The following is a 23,271-nucleotide window of genomic DNA, read 5'->3' on the forward strand; positions in this document are numbered from 1 at the left end:
CTTTCAATACCCGAAGGTGCGATTGATACGATGGCATCCGGTGGCGCTGGCAGGGCGGCACTATACCTTTCAATACCCGAAGGTGCGATTGATACTATTGACCATCACAGCCGAAAAGCACATCAATGAAACTTTCAATACCCGAAGGTGCGATTGATACNCCTTTCAATACCCGAAGGTGCGATTGATACTATTGACCATCACAGCCGAAAAGCACATCAATGAAACTTTCAATACCCGAAGGTGCGATTGATACCTGGACGGACCGAATGAAATTACGCTGGCTGAATATCCTTTCAATACCCGAAGGTGCGATTGATACTGTTTTTGCTCCGTTTGGGCCTGAATTTGTCCAGCTTTCAATACCCGAAGGTGCGATTGATACTNTCCTTTCAATACCCGAAGGTGCGATTGATACTGTTTTTGCTCCGTTTGGGCCTGAATTTGTCCAGCTTTCAATACCCGAAGGTGCGATTGATACTTACCCGCACCTTAGAGCAGCTACGGGCCGATACGTTCCTTTCAATACCCGAAGGTGCGATTGATACGGAGTTTATCAATATCCAACCGCGCGGGACCTGTAGCTTTCAATACCCGAAGGTGCGATTGATACTTGCCACCAAGGACGGCAAGCCTACGCTCTGGCTCTACTTTCAATACCCGAAGGTGCGATTGATACATAATGAACCGGCCGAGCCTGGGCAAACCCGCCATCCTTTCAATACCCGAAGGTGCGATTGATACGCTATAAAGCCGATGGGACCTGGGAAACAGTGGCAACTTTCAATACCCGAAGGTGCGATTGATACTTTCGGTTTCCAGCTTCAGCCCTGCGTCATGCAATCGTCTTTCAATACCCGAAGGTGCGATTGATACTAGTACTGTCGACTTGTTGGCCTCCAGATGAGCCAGTGCTTTCAATACCCGAAGGTGCGATTGATACGACGACAATGGTCAGGAAACATTCGCGGGAATTTCCCTTTCAATACCCGAAGGTGCGATTGATACTAGCTGGGGCTACCCGCGTCACAAGGTTCATGTAGAACCTTTCAATACCCGAAGGTGCGATTGATACGTGGCTTACTCAGCGCATTGGCCAGATTGATCAGAAAACTTTCAATACCCGAAGGTGCGATTGATACCCTTGACCAGAAACAGGTGTAGAATATCCATCTTTTCAACTTTCAATACCCGAAGGTGCGATTGATACCACTACAGACGCCAAGTGGGAAAAGGGGGCATGAAAACTTTCAATACCCGAAGGTGCGATTGATACCCAATCAAAATTATCGTGGGCGCAACCCTTCGTTTTCTTTCAATACCCGAAGGTGCGATTGATACTAGCGGCCGCTCTCAAATTCCTGACCGGATCGGATAACTTTCAATACCCGAAGGTGCGATTGATACTACTCAGCCACATCCTCGGCTGAGGTAAATACGACTTTCAATACCCGAAGGTGCGATTGATACTGGCCGAGATAACGCCTGATGTGATGTTGATACCCGCACCTTTCAATACCCGAAGGTGCGATTGATACAGTTCGAGGTAGGTAACACCTGATTCGCTGGTCGCAACTTTCAATACCCGAAGGTGCGATTGATACCCCTGGCATTCGTTCAATGCCTACTAACTTACCATCTTTCAATACCCGAAGGTGCGATTGATACTGCCCCCATTGCTGCCCGAATTGGCCCCGTAATATTGACTTTCAATACCCGAAGGTGCGATTGATACACAGCCGCTCTAGTCGCATATCATCCCGCAGGTAGCTTTCAATACCCGAAGGTGCGATTGATACATGGGACAAAAAGATGATTGCTCGTCAGACTGGCTACACTTTCAATACCCGAAGGTGCGATTGATACTTGTAATCCAGGCTTGCCCCTTCGTAGTACACATCTTTCAATACCCGAAGGTGCGATTGATACTTATCCAAACCGATGGAGTGGCAGGGGAATATACCTACAACTTTCAATACCCGAAGGTGCGATTGATACTGGTTCGCTGCTGGGCATTGATTCGCCGATTAACTACTTTCAATACCCGAAGGTGCGATTGATACGTATTTGCACTGGGGTATCCGCTGGCCTATTGTGCAGCTTTCAATACCCGAAGGTGCGATTGATACATGGCAAGCTAAATGGCATATTACCGCTTGATGAATCTTTCAATACCCGAAGGTGCGATTGATACAGTACGATTTGAAACTACAAAACAATGGAAGCACAAACTTTCAATACCCGAAGGTGCGATTGATACCAACCTCTAAAAAAGCGCTGTACAGGCCATTTAAGAAGGTTTTTCAAGCTTAAAAATAACACAAAAAAGCGTCAGCCTGTAGTACTGCTAAAAAAGCAGGAGGCTGACGACTTGATAAAAAGCTCTTATAAGCAGTGAGACCAGATTTGGATAGATATGCCTTGTGGAGAAGGCATTATTCATGCCGAAATAATCTCACAACTCAACAGGCTGACGACTTATAAAAACCGCGTTCGGTTTACTTCATCAGTGCCAACTGCGATGCGTTCGACGTAGCGTTCGTCGCGAAACTGATAAAACACCACGCCGTCATCGTCCTGCAAAAGCGCATCAGCTTCCAGTTGTAGCTGCTTTAACTGACCAACGGTTAGGTCACCTTCAAAAACTGAATTCTGTACCCAGGTCAGGTAACGCCGGAATAATTTGAGCATTTTGCCCACTCGTTTCTGGTTTACATCATAGACGGCAATACAAAACGGCATAATTATAATGATTTAGTATAAACACTGTCACCACCACATGTGAAAACCATGATACGGATCACCGACCGGATCGCACAAGTGACGCACGAGTTTGTAGCATTCGTGGCGAATCAGGCGCTCGTAGGATACTTTCTTGTTCATCGTTCTATGCTTGACGGTCTGGCTTAGGCGCTCATCCCAATGGCCGACCACAATTTTGCGCCCGGCCTCGGTTAAATAACAGCCGCCAAGGTATTTTTCAAAATGCCGTGGATTCAGCTCACCCGTTTTCAACAGCCGAAAAATCATCCGGTCTACCAGCAGCGGTTTGAAGACTTCGGCTAAGTCCAGGGCCAGCGAGAAACGCCGGTCGCCAGGTTCGTGCAGATAGGCAATGGTTGGGTCGAGAGCGGTCCGGTAAATCTGCCGTAGCACGGTCGAATAGCATAACGAGTTGCCGAATGAAATCAGAGCGTTCAGTTCGTTAGAGGGCGGTCGTCGTTCGCGCTTGTTAAACGGAAAGCGGGCGGCCACTTCCGGTCCCAGAAAGTGGGGCCAGAGCCGGTAGTAGCGATCACGAATACGCCCTTCAACCGCCATCAGAGTAGGAATATCGACCGTCAACGGTAGGACTTCGCGGTCTTTTTTCAGTTCTAGTAAGGTAGCTTGCACAGCCGCTTGCTCCTCCCCTGCCAACCGAGGCTGGTAGTATTTAATAACACGTTCGATATTGAACAGAGCCGCTTCCACAAAAGCACGGGCCAATACCAGCCGCCGTTTCGCGCTCAGATAATGGCGGGCCTGATCGACGCGCAACCGCCCCGATAACTGCCCCTCCCGAGGGAACAGAGTGGCCGTATAATTGCCGTAGTAGTCGTAGAAAAACGTTGGAATACCCTGCTGTCCTAGGAATGTGACGAGTTTGCTGTTGATTTCGATTTCGCCGAATAGGTACAGACTGTCGACGGCTTCGACAGGAAATGGGGCTCGGCCACCGTCGGCCTCGGCGGAAGGCAACCCCTCATCGTCGGGGGCATCATCGGGTTGGCGCTCACCTTTGGTTCGCTCCAGGCAGAGCGTATTGTGCTGGCGACGCAGCCGACCGCTAGAGAACAGGTAGTGGGGTCGTTTCATAGAAGTGAAAGAATGAATAAGCAAAATACTGAGGATGAACGCGTTACTTTACCTCCTCACTCCACTACGACAGTTTGGTTCATCCATAGCAGAGTTCTTCAAAGGCACATTTGGTGCAGAAAGATCGTTTGGCTAAACGCGGGGGTGGTGTTTCCTGGTCGGCGATGGCCCGGATTGCCGACACGGTAGTGGCTAGTTCCGTAATGTGATCAGCATCCAGCGTGACAGGTTCTGTCCGGCGCAGCAACGGGTAATCCAGTTGACCGGTAAACGGCTGTCTGTTAGAACGGGTTACGCCGTTGAGATAAAGCAGCCAGAGGTAGAACCGGACTTGCCAGCGGTGCGAATCCTCGCAGGCGCGGCCTTTCTTGGTTTCGTGCAAGACACCATTTTTGAGGTTCGTCCGGTCAATCTTACCGACCAGTTCGGTGCCATCAGGGGCCTCGGCGTCGATGGTGAAGTGCTTCTCGTCGCGTTGGTAGCTGTGGTCATCGAGCAGCCGTCCGAGCGCCACCGCATCTGACTCCTGCTCCATCCACAGCCCCCGCATCGACAGCCATGCCTTGCGGGGACACAGCTGGTAGTACCCCACCAGCATCCCACCAATGCGGGAATTAGGAGTGGTCATATTATTCATCCAAATACTCCTTTTGCTCGATCCGTTTTTTCACCCTTGCCTAACAAGGCCAAACCTATTTCGGGAGAATAAATGCTTGGTTCTGTAATCCAAATACTATGCTGTTCTTTGTCGTCACCTATTCGGAATCGAAACAGCATCAATTGCTTCCGTTCATTGCCCATCCGTATCAGGTAATCAGGGCAACTAACTCCAAATTCTAATTCATAACCACGATAGGCATCCCAGTTCTTGAAAACATATAATGACTCATCATTACCATCAAGCACAACATCGGCATCGGGTAACTTTATAAATACCGGTTGCTGTGGTGGAATATCCCGGCTTTTCCATTCAGCGGATACTTTTCCATTGTCTTCGTCTGTGCTAAGCGGGGAGACAATCATCCAATTAAGACGCATCAGACTTTTCAAGCGGTCGCGATTTTGTTCAGCTTTACTCGTAAAGTCCAGGTTTTTTGGGTAGAGCCTATTCACTCGTTCGACAAAATTTGCGGGTGTCACTAGTGCTGGCATTTTGCCAAAATCGCTACTTAACTCTTGTACTGTCTGTGTAAAGGCGTCTGCAGGAATCCAGACATTACCCCCTTTAGGCAACTCACCGTAAGGAGCTGGGTATGATATACCTTCTTTATAGGGCTCCACCACATATAAAATACCTCCGTCGGGCTCAAGTCCGAAGCGATCTAATCGACCAGCCCGTTGTGCCAACCGATCCCAAGGACAAGCATCCGAAAGCATAATTGGGGCACTGATATTGACGCTCATTTCGCCGATTTGAGTTAGAATAGCGATACCGACCGCATTCTTCTTTTCTAGCCAGGCATCTTTGCCTAATGCGGCAATTAGGCGCTCTTCTATGGTCTTTTTGTCCGGCTCTGTAAACCGGCTATGGTATAAAATCGGCTCGGGTCCTCGTTCCTCTTTGTGCTTTTCGGCAAACCACTGGAAATATTCATAGGCACGATCAACCGTATTTGCATAAACGATGCCCGTCCCTAGGCGCAACATTTCGTTCAAAATATCTTCTACATCCGCTGACGTTTCCGCTGAACCCCGCCAAACAATTTGCCGCTTGGTTGTCTGCTCTTCTGCTGGTACATCCAGAATAGTATCGTTAATGCCGTATCGATTCCGTAGTGAATCGGGCACTGTTGCGCTCATAATTAACACCGGAACCTGGAGTAGTCGTAAGGTGTCGAGCAATACAGTCAGGTTTGCCTGAATAAAAGGATCATAGAAATCAGCTTCGTCAAAAACGACCGCGCTATTAGCCAAGAAAAAGAAACTGGTGTGATGATCTTCCTTGGTACCCGTCAGACAAAGCAGCAAATGATCAATCGTACAGACCGTTACCGGTGTGGCTAAACTCCGGGCTAGTTTGTGCAATTCTCTGGCATCATCGCGGTCTTTATTAGAAACATGGCCGTAACGGGTATACCAGGCACTAGAGTGATATAATCCCGTCGCGCTCACATTTTTATCAACACTGATCGCTAAAGCATTTGATGTAAAGCGGGTTGGCATTACAATGGTCAGTCGGTCGGCACGATCATGATCAGTTTGATGCTTCGCCCACAACAATGATGCATCTGTCTTTCCCGAACCTGTTGGAGCGCGGAGAATGCTAATTGGCTGATCAGCGCCTTCAAGTACCGTTGTTTGAACGCCACGCAGCTTCCATTCTTTTGGGAAGTCATACGAAAAGAGCATTATATCCGGTACGGTACCACCGCTTTCCCGGCGACTGGCACGGGTATCAGCCAGTTGTAATAAAGCTCGTAAGGCCGCAATTCTATAACGTTCAATCACTCTGATTTTCCAGTCATCCTGATTCCTAGCACGCTTTCCGTCGCTACCTATAGATTTTGATGAGTCGGTAAGCTCTTGCCAGATTGACCAGTATGGCCCTACACTCTTCTCAGCTCGCCCATCTTCCCGCCAACGCTTCTCATGCCGGTATCCTAATTTGCCGTGATGGGCAGCAATGGCCACTTGCTCAGCAAGTGTCAAGGCCTTTTCATCTTTAAGTGCTTTCTGAGCCTGTAGTAAAGAATCGAATTCGTGCCTTAAGCCAGTAGCCATTAAGTGAGGGCTACTATTCTTCCTGTCTTTACGCATAGCAGCTTCATATTGCCGAAATTCAACCGCGTTCTGAGCATCATCTGCGGCCTCAGCCGGTTTTCCCTGCTTAACTCGCCAACTACGATATAGCTCATAGTCACACTGGCAGGCTTTACTCCATTTTTCATGAGCCTTACCTGCATCATGCCACCAGGCGACCCGTCGTAATCGGTATCGTAAATCATCACCCGTGACCGCTCGGTACTTCTGTTCCCAAAACGGATGAGCGTCCAAAAGCGCCAGCGCTTCATCATACACGTGCTGACGATGGTCCCGTAAGGTAATACCCGACGGTTTGGCTAACGGCTCCATACTCAGGCTACCGGGCTGTATAATTCGTTACTAGGGAGCGCAGCTATCGCTTTCTGATACGCTTCGTCTACGCTCAACGAATCCGGATTGGTATCATCACCGAGAAAATACAATGCGCCCCGGTTGTCCAGTTCAGCTAGAATTCGTGCCTTTTCGGTAGCATTAGCGTCCGGAGCAAAATAGCGTGCTGCTTTCCGGCTCAGCTTTGTATCCAGTACAATCAACACCTGCTGTGGCTCACCGGAAGTAGCATTACGGGCCTGGTTAGCGTAATCCGTCAATGACCGGGTAGCATCCAAAAACAGCCGAACACGGCGGCTCTGTTCACCGGGCTGATCGTCTAAATGATTCAGGTAAGTGGTGCCGACATGCGCTTCTTCTTCATACTTGTACTGCTTCGTCAGCCCAACCGCTCCGACATCAAGGTGGAAACTCATCTGCATCAGGTCACTTTGACTAAATTCGTTGGTAGCAAGCGCTTGTTTCTTACCAGAGTCCTTGCTCTCATCCATCCGCAAGCGTACTAATAAATCGCGTCCGATTTGACTGGTAGCCTGTGCCACACCAGGCGTTGCTGTTATGGGCGCGGTTCGGCGTCCTGAATAATCATCTTTGTTGGTATCCAGGTAACCGCCCAGATCGCTACGTAAGTCGTGTGCTACATCGGTCGAGGGGCCGTCGCCATTCGCTACATACGAGCCGTTTCGAGCCGGGTCATCTTCGTTCAGTCGGTCAATAGCACTGAACAATACATGGCGTTGCATCTGACCGGAAATATATACTCGTCCGTCAGGCCGACGTTTGATGGAAGATGCATTACCCAATAATTTTTCGCCCCGATTGGCAGCATGATCAGTCATAGGGGCAAGGAGCGTGACGGTAATAGATTTGATTTTCATGAAGTTATCTTAAAGGTTATTGATTAGTTTAGATCAATTCGGCATTTCATCATTAGCGGGATTGTCGACCGTCTCTACAGTTTCTGCATTAGAATCAGAAGCTCCGCTTGATAGATCACTTTTGGGACGATATGAACTCAGGCGCATAAAGGCCGTAATGAGTTCTTGAGCTAACGAGAGTTTTTCTATTGGCCATCCTGCTGCGGTTTCCATAAATAAAGTGGCTTCGCTGTCCATTTCGCGTCCCGTTAACCGCCCAATAATTATTCCCATCTGCGAGAGTAAAGCCGTCGGCGTTTTCGCACTCAGAATCGTGCTTTCAAACTGAACCAGTATACGGTTCTTGTACTCACTTAGCTGCCGTTCGCGACGTTTATTTTTTATGTCTTCCTGCTGTTCGGCTCTGGCAGTTATGTAAGCCGCTGAATTAAGTGATTGCCCATAAGCACGAGCGGAGGCAATCAACTCGGTTGATAGTTGATATTGATCTTGCATGAACAGATTGAAAATAGGTTCTAACTCAAAGGAATATTCATTGCGGGCAGCCATAAAGTCCCGAAACGACGGATGATCGAACTGCAATAGAAAGCGCTCAAAGAAACGTTTGTATAGTTTGTATTTAGGATCATCTGGCTTTTCTATACCAAAGGGGAAGGAACGGTGAGCCGCCCGAACGATAGAGGCCAAATCCTGCTCAATCGCCATACCAACCAGATGATGACCATATGACTCCTGTCGGACTTCTTCGTAGGAAAGGACGTATAAGGGCCGTTCCTGCAAGTACGTCAGAATCTGACGAGCGTATTCCCAGCGAGATTCATTTTGGAATGTTCCATCGTTCAATTTGTGCTTGAAGGTCCCCCCTTCCCGAGCCCACGCGCCAATTGCCACCACTAATGAAATCGCTCCAAGTGAACCATCGCGGGGAGCATTTGGGTAATTACCGCGAAACAAAGGTGGACGTTTGAATTTGCGGTCTTTGGGCTCAACTATCACTCGAAATGCGTCGCCTTTCTTAACGCGCATATCAAAGAACAGCTGGACGAAATCAATGAGTGGGGTGTACTCATCCTCAATCAGCGGCAAATCGGGAATGATGGTTGTGTTAGCCATCCCTTTGCCAGCAGCTACCTGCGCTGCTGGCTTGCATTCGGTTAAGGTAGCCACAACTGTGAACGCAGCTTCGAGTAGCGTTGCTTTAGGTTCTGCCATTGATGATCGACCGTTGTTGATTTTACTAGTCAGGGGAGCAAAGGAGCGCTTTAGCTTCAGCGTTTTCTGTAAATCGTCCTGAGTAGCTGTCTTCAATAGATCCCGAATTGCACGAGCTTCCGCTACGGTAGCTGCTGACGATCCGTCCGTCGTGATTATATAAGGGGATAAGTAATACCCATTGGCCGCCGTTTGTCCGCTTTTCTTACCAGGATCAAGTATCTTTTCATCTAAATAGTCGAACTCCAAGAACTTGGTTGTTTCCTGAGCCGGATCATTTGTTGTATACAGCGTGTAATGAAGCAAGGCCCGATCAATAGCTTTCCAGGCTAATTCAGCCACTCGCTCCCAAGTAGTCAAGTCATCGAACGAAATTTCTTCCTGTTCAACAAGGGCAGCCGCCACGCCGTAGCGCGGATATGGGTGAAGAAAATTAAGATCGATCATAGCTCTTCGTAGTTTACTTCAACCCATCCATCATTCGAGCCTAAGTACAGGGGTGCAGCCGGATCACTGAAGGCAGTCTTTAGCAATGCTGAAACGGTTGGTGTCGTTTGCAGCCGAAAAAGGTATGGTCGATGCGGAATTACATATTCTCGAGTCGTGGGACTAACGTAATAATGCGGAAAGCGGTCGCGAATCGATTTGTATTGAATTTTGGCTCCGGCTGCCACCTGCTCCAAGTCTAGACCGGATAAGTTTTTATGCTCAGCTCGGTCGCCAAACTCAACTTCACCTTGCCGCTCACGTGTCATGAGCGTTGATAGCGATGCATCGTAATGTTTACTTCCCCCAAAAAATGAACGTCCCGTATCGCGTAATTGCTGCGACCAGAGGTCATCAAATGTATCAACAGCGGGTAAAACGTGTGGGCCAGAAAAATAGAGATGATATTGTAGTAGACTCACAAAACCAATTTCAGGTGACCCGACTGGTTTACCAGTTGCCCAAAGCGAGTCGGACCAATTCTTATTTTTCTTGATCTCTTTTTTGACTTGCTTTTTTAATCCATCAATAACCTGTTTTCTAATTGAGGCAGACAGGTGCCAACCCAAGGCATTTTCCAGTAACCCATAGAGCATATAATCTGTCGGGGCAGGTTGACTCCGATAATAAGCACCCGGCTGAGCCGCAACCATTGAAAGAGGAGCCAACGCTTCAATCTCCAGTGCAGCATTTACTGTCAGATTAGGTGGCTCCAAAAAGAATTGTAAATCAATACGATCCATACCTGTTAAGGGTTTTTTATACCAGTGCGCCAAATCCACTTCCAGTCAGTTCACCTACGCCTACTAACCAAGCAAACCGGATGGCTTCAGGTGTTCCTTCAATGATGACCGGGCAAACACTACCTTTGTGCCGAATGCCTTTTACATCCATAAGTTTAGAATGAGCTTTGGCATAGTGTCTATCGAAGCGGACGGTTATAGATTGATGATCGTTATTATAACCGGCCTGTTGCAGCTTCTTACGTAACAGTTGTGTCATCGAGTCGCTTGTTCGCTCATCAGACCATAATAAATATTCGCGACTTCCGTCTGCTCGCTTATTACGGATGATAATTTCACCATCGGTTGCTAGACAAACCTTAGGCTGAAACTGGGGGCAGTTGACTTCAAGCACTTTTTCTACCCGCATCCCGAACGCCAAACAATCGTCCCGCAAAATACCTTTAGCCAGTATCCACGCCTGCTCACTATCATGGAAGCTAACTGTCCATTTGGCACCGTGAGGGAAGTACAAATTGCTACCTACCTTTTCTCCTCCTCGAAGACGTCCAAAGCTATAAAGGCTAATAGCATCGTGTAAGGCATTAGGCCCAAGCCATTTATGAATAGCACCAGTCAATTTATGAAGGTAGGTAAAAGGCACAGGCTGGGCGTTGGGCGTTAGTTGTAATTGAAGGCGCATAAAGGTTTAGTGGTTCTCTTTTGCGGTTAATCAGAGATGTATAGCAAAGGTGAATGGCTACTCCGCCATATTTTGACGGCGTGATGTAAAACAGTAAAAATATTATTCCTCTTTAGCTTGATAGCGGGATAATAGTGTCGTTAATCGTTTAGCCATCTTTTTCCGCAATTCAACTGGTTCCAGTATTTCTACCCACTCGCCAAAAGCTAGAATTTCCCGTTCAAGCTCATGGTTTAAAATGACAAACAGTTCAAAGTCAGAGAATTGAGCTGTTTCCCAAATTAGCCGCTGACTGGTGTGCAAGGGTAGCGTTTTGAAATAATGAGCTTCGGTCTTGTCAACGCGTAAGACCATTCGTTTTGGCTGGGCACTGGCCGGGGCGGTTACACCAATAACGTGCCGACGGTCTGTGCGGCTTTTTCCGGCATGGCTGAGTTGGATGGGCTGATCAGTAGGCGTTAGCTGCTGAATCCGGTCTAAGCCAAAGGTCTTTGTTCTGTCAGCAGTTAGATCATAGCCATCAAGATACCACCGATTACGATATTCGAACAGCAGGCCTGGCTCGACCCGCCGACGCGTACCCGCTTCGTCAAACTTTTGGTAGATAAACTCCACGCAACGGCCCGTCCGTAGTGCTTCCCATAAAACAGATAGGTGCGTCGTGCCCACAAACTGCGGATGCTGCTCCAGTTGCAAAAAGCGGCTGATGTGCCGCACATCACCTATGGTTGTGGTTAGGAATTCGAGACGTTCCCGCCGCTCAAGTAGCTCGACAAATTGGCTAAAATCCGCGACGTCTTCATCATCAGGCAAATGTAGATAATACCCTTTTTTGCGCCCATCAAAGGCGATCTGAACACCATATTGATGTTGTATCGCCTTGATGTCTCGTTCGATGGTCCGCTCTGAGACGGCATCCAAATCGTCATCTCGTAATCGTTGTACTAATTCGGCTTTGCTGGGATATACATATGGTCGTTCAACCAGGCGGATGAGCCGCAGCCGTCGACGCAACGTCTCGAACTGATTCATAGTAAATAGCAGATGTGGTAGCGATGGCAATAGTATCCCTAGGACCTGTAAAGAACCAGCGCCAGTGAACCTACTATTTCGTCCACAATCGCGGACCAACTACAAGCGCAAAACTTCGAACCATCTTCACTTGGACAAAGGACGGGCGCAACGGATGCACCAAATAATTGAACGAATCAGCCAACACTGCCGAAGGAACCCCAACCTAACGTACCAGGCTAAGTAAGCCATGGAGAGAGTGATGATTGACGCTGAACTCATTACAACAGTGACACATCACTATTGATTATAAATATAATCTTGAAGGTCGCTCAATTCGCTATCAGCACCTACATGCCATTGACTTCGCTATTCGATTCAAATATCCTGAGTTATTAGAGGAACTAGGCAGAGAGGAAATTATGGACTTGACCGCTCACTTGTGAAATCGAAAACGAATGGAGCAAGGCAAGAGACGACCAGCACTATCGAATCGCGGAGGGAGACCCTCTTCGCCTACGATGGCTTACTGAGCAGCGTATTGAGCCGTACTACGACTTCCGCCTGGCAAAGGGCCGAGCAGTTGAAACCCAAAGCCAAGACGAACAGGAAAGTCGAAGATGATGACGATTCGTAGCCTGTCCAAGTATCCATTCTTTACATCACCTCCCTCTTACTAGGCAATAATTGCACCCTCCTGTTAGGCTCTGATAACAGCCACCTTCACCACCTACAACCAACGTCTACTAATGACCGTTGTTAGAGAGGAGAATATCCGGGTCAAGATACAATCGGTAATCTATTTTTAAATTAAGTAGGGTAAATTATCTTAAAAAATTGGTATTAATCCCAAAACCGAAATAAGGCTTCCCGTTGTAAACCCACTCTTCTTTATTCATCCCTAAAGCCTTTTCAAACCCATAGGCAAATACTAACCCAAAATTGTTTCTGGCAAGAATAAGATTAAATCCATACGTCAATGTCGCATTGGTCTGATTTGTCGTCCATAACGATGGGTGTTTGACTGTCTCCTTTTTTAGATCAGCAGTTGAAGGGCCAAAATATCCTCCTATTGTTGCAGACCAATTGGTAATGGCTCTAGTAGTTATTTGAGAGAAGCCATATGTATAGCCCACATTAAATGCTAGTTGAAAAGCTGATGTACCTGTAGCCGGGATAGTCGCTCCTGTTTCATCAACCGTTACTTTCTGCCTTATTCGAAAAGGAAGTGTGTTTACACCTAGGTTTATAGCACTAAAAGGTAAAACCAACACCCTGGTTGGTTGTCCATATGTATTTCGTCTATCGACAATCTGAAGGCCTGATCCGATAGCCGTAGAGCGATCAATACCGTTGGGGCAAGTCGTTTGATCCAGTATTCGCCATATATCAACATTAATCTTCCCTCCGCTTACACTTACTATGCCTTTTCTTGTAACACAAAGGTCAACAGAACTACCCCCACTAACTAAATCGAATCCATAACTAGTTATTGTATTTTTATTAATTAAATGATGAAATCTAATTTGGCCAAAACATACACTTGACTCTACTAATAAGATTGTTAAAAAAAATATCTTTTTCATATTATTAGTTATTTATTAGTAACTGTTGATATTTATACAATATATTAAAAAAAAGCTACCACCCTAGTTAACTACGTGTCTATCAGAGCTTTTTGTACTCAACATGGTTACAAGAAAGAATTTTATTATAAGTATTACAACGGGAAAAATACCCTTTTTTGAAGGGGTGATTTACCTGGAAACCAAGGGTGGCAAACTCGCCAATTCTTCATATCTTAAAGAATGTAAAAACACCCCTACATCCTGCTGGGCTGTACCTCCTCCGCTTCGATTGCTAAGACGATCCAAGCCGAAAGTCGGCCACTCAAATTCACCCCATGTATTGTCCTGGAAACGCTCCAGAATTTTGACTACGGCCAATTAGTCCGGGTGGGAGATGATGCCGACGATCCGGCCCGTTGGCCCCGGTACCGGGTGGCGAACTTTCCCCTGGCAGAGCCCATACAGAACGCTTTATTGATTCGAGTTTTTCTAGTCCCCGAGGAGCGGTGGACCGAGTTCAGTACACCCCGCCATGTATGGCAAGCGCTGGAGGGATTGTGAAAAAGAGGAGTTTTACTTAGTTTTATTCTCCACCTTTTCAATCTTCCTATGCGCCAATTTCTACTCCTGGTTTCGGCTTGGCTGATGACGGCTTTTGTCTGCTTGGGTCAAAATCCGACACTCGACGCTACGTTTATAATTGACATTGATAAATGTGAAGGAGATACATTTGATATTTTTAAAGGAGAAGTCATATTCGCTCACCAAAAATTTGCCTACACGGTAGCACTTAACTGTAGCGCTAAAATTGAGTACAATAAAGCCAACAAGGAAGAATTTACCATTAGTGGCGGTACCCTCATAGCGAAAGTAGGGAGTGATTATTATGACCCTACGTATGATTATACAGGCTATCGCTTTGACTATATTCGATTTATAGCCAAGGAATCGACTCAAATAATCATTAAGAATGTTAATCGCCAGGATCCGTATAAAATCGATGAAGAATGTAAAGCCAATGTCGTAGACTTAAGTGCCGATTTTACATACACCTATACGTATATCTACAATATTCATGTACGGGCCGCTTCTAAGAAAGCCCCTCAATTAACGGCCGATAAATACACGGTACAGCCCCACACCGAGGAAGTAACTTTATCCGTAACCGGTTGCGATCAACAATACCCAAGTGTTCAATGGTACAGTTCGACTTCCCCTACTTGGCAATTGAGTGGGGTAAATAGTTTTCAGCAAACGGTAAAGCTCCATGAATCAACCGTATTTTATGCCCGCTGCACCGATAATGTTTGTTCTAGCGACTGGTCTAATGGAGTTCGGATTAGTGTTCCTGAGGAGCCAAAAGAAGTAACCATTAAGCATTACCATCAATTACCCCAAAACGATCTATTTAAAGACCCTTTTCTCCTCACCGAAGGTACTTCATTCAGCCTCTGCGCGGACAAATCAGAGGCTTCCGTATTTGCGCTATCGGCCAAAGGTTATGATTTGAATCAGGCCAATATTGAACTACCTGGAACCGAAGAAAGTCAATACGGTAGCTATACAATTATCCACCAGAGTAAGGATAGCTTGGCAATTCGGTACAAGCACCCGGACTACATTCAGGCCGATGGCGAATCGGTCTCTTTGGAGGTGAAAGTATATGAAGCCTCCTCAGGCAGTGAGCCAATCGAAACATTTAATATTCTTGTCTACCGGGCTCCGGTTTTGATGGTACATGGAATTTGGTCAGGGCCAGAAACATTTGAGGATATGGAAAGAGCACTTGCCCATTCGAATAAGTACCCCACTGCCTTAAATCTTTTTAAACGAGCGGATTACGCCAAAACAACGAGTCAGGCATTCTTAACGAATGTTCCCCATATTAAATCAGAGCTAGATTTCTTTATTAAATCCTTACGGGATAGTCATCTTGCTGCGGGTAATGTAGATTATGTTGCTCATAGTATGGGAGGCATCTTAGGAAGACTCTACTTACAAGGCGATACCTATCAATGTGGATTCCATAAGTTGATAACCTTGAACACCCCTCATTCAGGAACTGAACTTGCTAATTTATATGAATGGATCAAAACCACATTTCCTCCCAAATATTCTGGTATTCTTTGCAAAGCACTGCTTCCTGTGTTCACTAAATCAACAGAGCAGGATATGTGCGATGGCGCTTTGGATAACCTGCGTGTTAATAGTCCAGTCATCACCAATACGCTGAATGGACTCCTCCGGAACTATCGCACCGTTCCATCACATACAATCGTGACGGTCGAATATCAAACTCCTTCGGAAATTATAGTAGGCCTATTTAAAACCGTTGCTGAAGAGTTGGAGTCGTTGGAAGTAACTCCTAAAAACATTATAAATGGGGTTGGCAAGTATACATTTACGGATGTTTTGCCCCATATGATGATTGATATAACTACTTCTCAATTATACGATGGTCTAAATGACTTAATAGTACCCCAAATTAGCCAGCAGGCAGGCATGATGGGAAATTGCACAAGCCTTATCGAAAACCAAGCACACATGGGCTCGCCCAAAAACAGTGAAGTTATTGACCGAGTCCAATATTTATTAGCAGCTACCCCTAGTAGTTCATACTTCTGTCAATATTTCAACACTGCTGTCCTCCGTAGCCCCACTCCCCCTTTATATGAACCAGCTAGTGCAACTTTGACGGTCGCCTCCCCACAGCGTGGGCAAGTAATTCAAAAAGGAAAAACGGTACCCATTTCAATACAGAGCGCCAACGTATCGGAAACAAAAGTAATTATAGAGCATAGTACAACAGAAGTCAAAACAGCCAGAACGAATAGTCATACAATAACGGCTGAAGTTCCAGTTAGTAATGAGGACGGTCCAAAGAGGATAATAGTAATCGGAAAAACCTCCTCAGGCGCTTACATTGCTGACACTACGTATTTTATAGTCAGTGGTATCGCTAATGTCAATCAGTGTTCCTCTCTCCAATCCGGCGACTGGACCTCCTCCTCCACCTGGTCCTGCGGCCACGAACCCACCATCGACGATATCGTCGTCATCAATCCCGGCCATACCGTAACCGTGTCGACAATGACCGCCCAGGCGCTGCAAGTGAAATATACTGGGGGGCGAATACAGTTTGCGCCGGGAGTACGACAGGTGTTTGTGAAGGGAGGAGGGGGGTAGCAGGTGGGAGCATTTAATCTTGACTTCTTCTCTACATACTGCCATTTGTAGCCTGCGTGGAGTAATGAGCGGTAAACGATAAAGAAAACAAGCCCATTAAAAAAGCCGAACGGAACGCTTTTACGCCTTGAATGTCATCTTGTGATCCACCCTTAAACCATGTACAGTTTTAGTTTCTCGGCCGACACGGATGCCTATAAAGCCTGGCTATGGAGACAGTTCTACCACAATGAAACGAAGTTGTATCTCCAAGGAGGAAAAAAATGGAGAACAGCTTTTTTTATGGTTCTACCGGTTTTAATGCTGCTGGCCTACCGGGCTAATGGCAAAGCCAACAATCTGTTTGTGGCAGGCTTTCTTTCAATAGGACCCCTTTCCTGGATACTCCTTCATCTTCAAAAACGGAGTCACCTGAAAAAGCAGATTAAAGACTATGTAGGCAGTAAACCCGTTCAGATCACGATCGATGAGCAGGGCCTGCTCTACCAGACTGATAACGCCAACACGGCCCTACAATGGAGTTACTTCAGCGAATACGAGGAGTTTGAAGACACCTTTACCTTGTATGCTGAGGAAAAGGGCGCCGCACCCGTAGTCTTGCCTTTACACGGTATTGCTGATAATGGCCCTATGAAAGAATTGGTTTACCATCATGTAAAGCCCCAAAGGGAATAAAAAGTCAACTTCCTTTGTAGGGGTGCCCATCGGCTCGGGCATGACACTACCCGCTAGCGCATCCCGTAACGGCCAAAGCAGCATGAACAGCGCCCTGGGCATTATCCGTAAGGCAATGATGCCCAGAAAGCCGCACTCGCTGCCACTTTCGAGGTAAGTCAGCGCTGTTCGCCCATGGTGACAATCAGGCCCGAGCCTGACTCCCCTTTGGTAATGGTCACGCTCACTGCATTATGTATCTTTTCAATTACATCGCCCGCTCCGATCTGAACGATGAACGAGTCATTCTTGCCTAGTTTCTGAGCCTGAATATCGTGCCTGGGATCAAAATAACTGTATTGCCCATCCGTCAATAGATAGATTGGTGATTAGCTTGGATGTAAATAGTTTAGCTCCCTTGCTAGCCAAAAGTGACCTATTAAATGATAACGTATAAGGTGTATAGAAGCAGTGATTGTATAGGCTTTGTTAAGGTTTTATACGGCTCTGTTGGTTTCTAACGACTCATTAATGAAGAACAATAGCAATAAATAGTCGACGTATATGGATTATGTATCTGAATAAGTAATTCTATTTTTCTGACGCAAACTCGTCATTTGACGACTCTATAGGCCCGGTAACCTCTACAGGTTACATAAGCTGCTTGCTCAGCTTTACTTAGTTAATTGTATGTATTTTCAGCTACGGCTGAATGAGGGCTGATCGGCGGAACAGATAGCCTTTACCGATCGGATTCGGACGTATATCATTGGGCTGAATACGGCCTGCGGCAATCGCCCTGTAAAGGCATCGGCGGCTTTTTCCACACCCAGTGATCACCTCCTCCTCGGTGGCCCAGACGGCAGAAATGGACAAAAAGCTCGAATTTTGTAGTAATTCGAGCAAGACTTCGCGCAGGACTTTGCGCATCGCGGCAATGATCTGCCCGATTGTCAGTGGTTTTTCCATAGGAAAAATTAATTAAATTTATAAATATTTCATGCTGTTCATTACCTTCAGAAGTTGAATTAAATAAACAACATGAGCAGAGTGAAGAGCCAAGTTCTCTTATTCTACTGTAATCAGTAATAAATACCACTAAATCAATACAAAACCCCGTCTACCAACTAGGTAAACGGGGTCTATTTAGCTAGGCTTCATTGCTGAAGCTAGTTAGTTTCATCGACTAGATCACTCAGCCAATCCTTCAGGTTATCAACCAGAGCTAGCTGCTTATGGTCGCTACTAGTAAGCCCGCCACTACTTTCGTCCCTAAGTTTGGTCAACATCCAATTCAGCGAATCGACTAAATCCTGAGCGCTGATATGACTACAGGAATCTAATAACCCCTCTTGCGCAGGTGTAATTTCCCGCATAAAGCGGTGTACGGTCGAGTGTACACCCGATAGAGCAAGTTCCGATATATGAGTAGCAGAGGTTTTCATTGGAGTGTCAGGTTAAAGTCCCGTAAATAGTCATTCACTAGTTCGGCAGATTGGTGGGCATGTTGCTGCTTCACCGATGCATAGGTCGTTGGCCATTCTAACTCCATAGATTTCCAGTAATTCTGCTCGGCCAGCTCCATCGACTGATGGGTAAGCTGCTCCTGAAGTTCTTCAATGAGTTTGATCTCATGCCAGATATCCGCAGCTATGGTAAAATCCTCAGCTATTTTCCCTTCAACACGCTGCTCTTTTAGCAGGTGCTTGTATTTGGCTTGCTTATAGTGCTGTAGCGCCCAAGATACGAGTTGAGCTTCACTCGTCCCACTGATGGCCGAATTAATGCACAGCCGTAAGGTGATTGATAATTGACTTTGTGGGGCTAGGCTAGCCGTTGACTCGAAAGGTGTTGCATTGCTGCTTTCGCCCGTGTAAATTTGTTCTGTGTTCATAATTGCTCAAATGATAGATTTTGGACATTGGCCCATTCACTTCTCCAGAGCGAATGGGCTTTTCTTTATACGCACATCGAGAGGTAACGATCGACTACGCTATTGATGGCTTAACATCAATATCCGTCAAGGTGAAGGATTGGTTAGTTAATTCGTTAATTGCCTTCAGGACCGTGAAAATGACCTCGAGTCGAGGACTAAAGCGACCACTAAACAACCGAGAAATATTTGCCTGTTTATAGCCTGTCTTCTCCGCAATCGCTTCTTGTGTTAATCGTACCTGTTTAGCCAACTGAGCCAGATTCCGGCACACCTGACGAGACTGTTCTTGTGTTAATGTATCGGTATTTTCTTCCATGGCATCTTAAGAGTGGCGTGTTATGCAGCTGCCTTCTGCTTTAAATCAATAGTTAAAAATAATATCAAAAATGATATAAAACAAGAAGGATTTAATAAATCTTACCTCTATTTACATATTATCCTACCCATCAGCCTGTTACAGTTTGTTTCCAGAAAGGAATGGTGAATTGATTTTAAATCACCATTGCCTAGGCAATAACTGTATCGGCGCCCAGGGGTACGATTTTAAATCGACACTGGCTATGAGTTAATTACCGTCGGAATCTGAAGACTATTTACCTATTTAATCCTAGAGTGGGTGCTAGTTTTTTGGCAGGTCTGATTTGAAATCAGACCTTTGCAAGAGATAGGCCTTGCTGTATTCTTCTTATGGAATGGGTTACCTAACGCCCCTATATATACGTTAACATTATTAAGTTGCTGCATGCAAATCTCTCTTCGCTTACAATCGGTAAACGCAAAGAGAAAACTGGTTGTAAGCCCACCTGCCCAAGCCGTACAAGGAATGAGCAAACACATCTATTCGTTCAGCCGTGACTAGCTAGCTGGCAGCCGTTAAAAACTCAGCTCTACATTTCTATTCGCAGGCAGGCTGAACACTCCTTATTTTTCCAACCTTTTCAAGGGGTGGGGGTAGCCAAAAAAGACCACGGGATTCCGCCAAAACAGCCCTATAGTCCCTCTGTGACTACCGTCTTTTTAATCAGGCTATCGACAGGCCTACTCCCTAAAATTATAGATATTCATAACTTTTGACACAGAGCGATAAAGAACGTTCTAGAAGCTATTTTGTACTTTTTACAGACATTGATCAATTTTCAATTAAAACAGATTTCTTTTACAACTTATGCAACAGATCAGAATTATTTATAATAAGACTCTTTGTTATAGATATCATCTATTGATAGATTCTAAATTCACTGATGCGGCTATTCTTACAGTCAAGATTCACTTATTTAAGTAGCGAAAACGTACAAATACGTGTGAATATTCGTCTTCAAGAATTAATCAAGCGGCTTTGTGGGCTGATAATGGCAGGAATGGACTGTCCCTCTGCTATCTCCTTTTTGCCTTGTAAGCTACTCGACAAAAGAGCACTCTTGTATTTTACCAGTAAGTAAGCGAGGTAGTATCTTTTCCCTGTCAGAGAAAAGGGAACCTGGTGGTGGGAAAAAAGAGAACGGGGTTGAACCCAGTTTTACTATACAATATGAATGCTAACTGACTAGCGACTTTTCCCACAAATGGGGAAAAGTCTGATAAGCCTGGGTTTCTAATATTAAAGGAAAATAGTTGCCCTGCGCTGAATGCTATTCGATCCACGCCAGCAAGCCTCAGTCGTTATCAAGTCCCTCAAACAGATCGATGGCGGGGCCTTCCGAGAAAATGTCACTCATGGAACTACCCCCTGCTTTGGAATCCATCCATCTTCCCGTATTGGTGTTTTCCATGGTGGCTCGACTAGCGCCACTGGGTCGAACGGGAACCAGTACCTGAAAATCATAAAGCCGCTCGTCATCCTTGTTCTTACCAGCCTCTTTGTAGGCTCCCGCCCCAACCTGAGAATCAACATTGGGGGTAATGCCAAACCAGAGGGAGGTACTTCCCTGGCTACCACCAATATTTCTAAATAAAGGGTTTGACTTAGCTTTGATCGCTTCTTTGGCGGTAACGCGAATCGTTAACTGCTGATAAAGTTGCTCTTGACCACCCGCTTTTTCATACGCGGACTTGTCTCCGTCAGTCACAGGGCGCCTATAAAACTCACCCGCACCGACGACCTGGTAGTTGACCCCTGATAAATTTGTTTTGCGCAGATCCAGACCGCCTGCCTGATTGGGGGCCATCACCATCACATTGCTCAATCTGCCGGGGGTAAACTGAGTGGTTCCATCACTTCCTTTTTGAGGTTGTATACCCAGTTGTTTTAATAGCTGCGGCTGGATCAGCTGACTATCATAGCCAACCAAAGCCCAGGGCTTTTTATCCGGCTTTCCCTGGTCATAAACAGTCGCTGGGACAGCCATTGGAGTTCCATGGGCATCGGTCGTAATAATGTTGCGCGCATCAATACTGGTATCATACGCATTAAAACTGCCCAGTGCCCGCTGTTGAACTTTAAGTCGGGCTTCAGCAATCTGGTTTCGACGATCACCCTGCGCCAGTGCGCGGTTGCGTTGCTGGATGGCCATTTCCTTGTAGGGGTCACGCGGGTCGAACTTATAGGTAGGAACCGTCAGCCGGTTGCCAAAGCGGGACAGATAGTCTACCGCATCGCGCTGGGAAAGCCCGTCTTCGCTCATCATGGCGCTTAGTACCTCATCCCCCGTCGCCCGAAAGACTTTATGATTGCCTTCGGCGGCCGCGCGTGGATGGTAGTTTTTAGCGAAGAAATCGTTGTATTTGGTCGGCGCATCGTAACCCCCGTCGTAGGAAAACTCTTCAGTCTTGCCGCTTTGGAAATCCCGGTAGTTTTCCGTCGCCGGAGCGGTTTTCAGCTGACCATTGAGCAGCCGGTAGGTAACGGGACGGTCAATGAGTCCTTTGCTCTGGTCGGCCATCAGTTGTACGGCATAGGACCGGCGCTGGAGAGCCTGCCGAAATAGCGGGCTGCGGGTGGCTTTCATAATGGCCGTCTGGCTATCCTGCAGATAGCGCTCCCGACCGTAGCGTTCGTGATCTCCCCCGTACTCGGATTCGATGCGTTTGCCGTTTTCAGCCAGAATGCTGTCGACCAGGTCTTTAAACCGCAGCTGATCCTGTTCTAAAAATGGCACATCGGACAGCGACGCAATGGCCTGCTGTGTTGACAGGGCGGCCTGCTGCGACTGCTGCTTTTCGGCGGATGCATTCTGGGCCAGCATAGCCTGGTACTGGAGCTCACGGTCTTTATCAGCCCGGCGCTGGGCCCAACTAACGGTGGGAGCGAGTAAGGCGAGATTGGCTAAAGAACCAGATTGATCGTTCACAGAAGGAGTCATGTTAGTTGGTTTTACCGCCGAGCAGTCGGCCAATGTTAGAATAATTATTACGGGTTGCGCTTTGATCGCTCGCTTCTTTTTTCCCAAGGGAATCATACAGACGAGCGTAGGGGCTGGTTGGATCGAGGTAAGCTTTATAGAACTCGTACCGATCCTGAATACTCTGGATGCCCTTTTGGGCCAGGTTGAGTCCCGCCTGCCGGTTCATCAGAGCGGCATTGTAAGCCACGCCGAAGCGTTGTTGCTGCTGATCGATCAATCCACCAAGTAGATTTTGGTAACGGTTTTGATTGTACTGGCGAGCCTGTTCATCAGTAGCAGCAAGCTTCAAGGCTGCGTCAGTTGTGGCGTCGTTGACTTGACCTAATGCGCCAAGAACCGATGCGGCATTGCCTCCTCCTCCAGCGGTTCGGCGAATGGCATCGATCCCCAGACTACGCGAGTCGGCTATCTGGCTGTTGAACAGCTGACGGCCAGCNGGTCCCAAACCCTGATACTGCTGCGCTTTCGCATCGGCCAGTAGNTTCAGATAGTCTGGATTGATGGGNTTTTCGGGCAGTGGTCGACTCGCCTGATTGTAACCGACAAATGTTCGGGCGGCATCGGCGATGTTGCCTGGACTAAGCCAATTATATTTGGATTGATTTGAAGGGAGGGCGGGTGTGTTT

Annotated in this window: 19 protein-coding genes and 1 CRISPR repeat array; of the genes, 3 read left to right on the forward strand and 16 right to left on the reverse strand. The window is 46.8% G+C overall.

Annotated elements, in window-relative coordinates; all coding sequences use genetic code 11:
* A CRISPR array of direct repeats spans positions 1 to 2,260; the repeat unit is 29 nt; unit sequence CTTTCAATACCCGAAGGTGCGATTGATAC.
* Between the two features lie 218 nt (positions 2,261 to 2,478).
* From cas2 to B153_RS0127075, 9 genes are all read right to left on the reverse strand, one after another.
* Positions 2,479 to 2,742: a CRISPR-associated endonuclease Cas2 gene (gene cas2 / locus B153_RS0127035; protein ID WP_020599883.1), complete on the reverse strand. Its 264-nt coding sequence runs from the start codon at positions 2,740 to 2,742 to the stop codon at positions 2,479 to 2,481.
* Between the two features lie 27 nt (positions 2,743 to 2,769).
* Positions 2,770 to 3,855, reverse strand: coding sequence for a type I-B CRISPR-associated endonuclease Cas1b (gene cas1b / locus B153_RS0127040; RefSeq protein ID WP_020599884.1), 1,086 nt, complete (start codon positions 3,853 to 3,855; stop codon positions 2,770 to 2,772).
* A 79-nt stretch (positions 3,856 to 3,934) separates the two neighbouring features.
* On the reverse strand, positions 3,935 to 4,492 hold the full coding sequence (locus B153_RS0127045; RefSeq protein ID WP_020599885.1) for a Dna2/Cas4 domain-containing protein: 558 nt from the start codon (positions 4,490 to 4,492) through the stop codon (positions 3,935 to 3,937).
* Positions 4,489 to 6,927, reverse strand: coding sequence for a CRISPR-associated helicase Cas3' (gene cas3 / locus B153_RS0127050; protein WP_020599886.1), 2,439 nt, complete (start codon positions 6,925 to 6,927; stop codon positions 4,489 to 4,491). Before cas3 ends, B153_RS0127045 begins: the two co-directional genes overlap by 4 nt.
* A gap of 2 nt (positions 6,928 to 6,929) precedes the next feature.
* Positions 6,930 to 7,826, reverse strand: coding sequence for a type I-PGING CRISPR-associated protein Cas7/Csp1 (gene cas7p, locus B153_RS35995; RefSeq protein WP_020599887.1), 897 nt, complete (start codon positions 7,824 to 7,826; stop codon positions 6,930 to 6,932).
* 33 nt (positions 7,827 to 7,859) lie between these two features.
* On the reverse strand, positions 7,860 to 9,485 hold the full coding sequence (locus tag B153_RS0127060) for a hypothetical protein (protein ID WP_020599888.1): 1,626 nt from the start codon (positions 9,483 to 9,485) through the stop codon (positions 7,860 to 7,862).
* A complete protein-coding gene (locus tag B153_RS0127065) occupies positions 9,482 to 10,267 on the reverse strand; it encodes a hypothetical protein (RefSeq protein WP_020599889.1) in 786 nt (261 codons plus the stop codon). The genes B153_RS0127060 and B153_RS0127065 overlap by 4 nt, the downstream gene beginning before the upstream one ends.
* A 16-nt stretch (positions 10,268 to 10,283) precedes the next feature.
* On the reverse strand, positions 10,284 to 10,949 hold the full coding sequence (locus B153_RS0127070) for a CRISPR-associated endoribonuclease Cas6 (protein WP_020599890.1): 666 nt from the start codon (positions 10,947 to 10,949) through the stop codon (positions 10,284 to 10,286).
* A 102-nt stretch (positions 10,950 to 11,051) separates the two neighbouring features.
* Positions 11,052 to 11,981, reverse strand: coding sequence for a helix-turn-helix transcriptional regulator (locus B153_RS0127075; RefSeq protein WP_020599891.1), 930 nt, complete (start codon positions 11,979 to 11,981; stop codon positions 11,052 to 11,054).
* A 421-nt stretch (positions 11,982 to 12,402) separates the two neighbouring features.
* On the opposite strand from B153_RS0127075, the gene B153_RS38390 reads away from it, so the two are divergent.
* A complete protein-coding gene (locus B153_RS38390; protein ID WP_211221717.1) occupies positions 12,403 to 12,597 on the forward strand; it encodes a hypothetical protein in 195 nt (64 codons plus the stop codon).
* Between the two features lie 187 nt (positions 12,598 to 12,784).
* On the opposite strand, the gene B153_RS0127080 is transcribed toward B153_RS38390, so the two are convergent.
* Positions 12,785 to 13,546, reverse strand: coding sequence for a hypothetical protein (locus B153_RS0127080; protein WP_020599892.1), 762 nt, complete (start codon positions 13,544 to 13,546; stop codon positions 12,785 to 12,787).
* 591 nt (positions 13,547 to 14,137) lie between these two features.
* Between B153_RS0127080 and B153_RS0127085 the strand changes: the two genes are divergently transcribed.
* Positions 14,138 to 16,714: an esterase/lipase family protein gene (locus B153_RS0127085; RefSeq protein WP_020599893.1), complete on the forward strand. Its 2,577-nt coding sequence runs from the start codon at positions 14,138 to 14,140 to the stop codon at positions 16,712 to 16,714.
* A 282-nt stretch (positions 16,715 to 16,996) separates the two neighbouring features.
* On the forward strand, positions 16,997 to 17,389 hold the full coding sequence (locus B153_RS0127090; RefSeq protein ID WP_245564954.1) for a YcxB family protein: 393 nt from the start codon (positions 16,997 to 16,999) through the stop codon (positions 17,387 to 17,389).
* Between the two features lie 158 nt (positions 17,390 to 17,547).
* Here B153_RS0127090 and B153_RS0127095 read toward each other — a convergent pair whose 3' ends face one another.
* The 6 genes from B153_RS0127095 to B153_RS0127120 form a co-directional block, all read right to left on the reverse strand.
* Positions 17,548 to 17,742 carry a hypothetical protein gene (locus B153_RS0127095; protein WP_020599895.1) on the reverse strand — a complete coding sequence of 65 codons (195 nt, stop codon included), beginning with the start codon at positions 17,740 to 17,742 and terminating at the stop codon, positions 17,548 to 17,550.
* Positions 17,743 to 18,070: 328 nt separating this feature from the next.
* Positions 18,071 to 18,337 carry a hypothetical protein gene (locus tag B153_RS0127100; RefSeq protein WP_020599896.1) on the reverse strand — a complete coding sequence of 89 codons (267 nt, stop codon included), beginning with the start codon at positions 18,335 to 18,337 and terminating at the stop codon, positions 18,071 to 18,073.
* 200 nt (positions 18,338 to 18,537) lie between these two features.
* A complete protein-coding gene (locus B153_RS38395) occupies positions 18,538 to 18,813 on the reverse strand; it encodes a hypothetical protein (RefSeq protein WP_020599897.1) in 276 nt (91 codons plus the stop codon).
* A complete protein-coding gene (locus B153_RS0127110) occupies positions 18,810 to 19,262 on the reverse strand; it encodes a hypothetical protein (RefSeq protein WP_020599898.1) in 453 nt (150 codons plus the stop codon). Before B153_RS0127110 ends, B153_RS38395 begins: the two co-directional genes overlap by 4 nt.
* A 94-nt stretch (positions 19,263 to 19,356) precedes the next feature.
* Positions 19,357 to 19,620, reverse strand: coding sequence for a helix-turn-helix domain-containing protein (locus B153_RS36000; protein WP_020599899.1), 264 nt, complete (start codon positions 19,618 to 19,620; stop codon positions 19,357 to 19,359).
* A 1,336-nt stretch (positions 19,621 to 20,956) separates the two neighbouring features.
* Positions 20,957 to 22,591 carry a hypothetical protein gene (locus B153_RS0127120; RefSeq protein ID WP_245564955.1) on the reverse strand — a complete coding sequence of 545 codons (1,635 nt, stop codon included), beginning with the start codon at positions 22,589 to 22,591 and terminating at the stop codon, positions 20,957 to 20,959.
* Positions 22,592 to 23,271: the final 680 nt, after the last annotated feature.

The sequence above is a fragment of the Spirosoma panaciterrae DSM 21099 genome (assembly GCF_000374025.1).
Lineage (GTDB): Bacteria > Bacteroidota > Bacteroidia > Cytophagales > Spirosomataceae > Spirosoma > Spirosoma panaciterrae.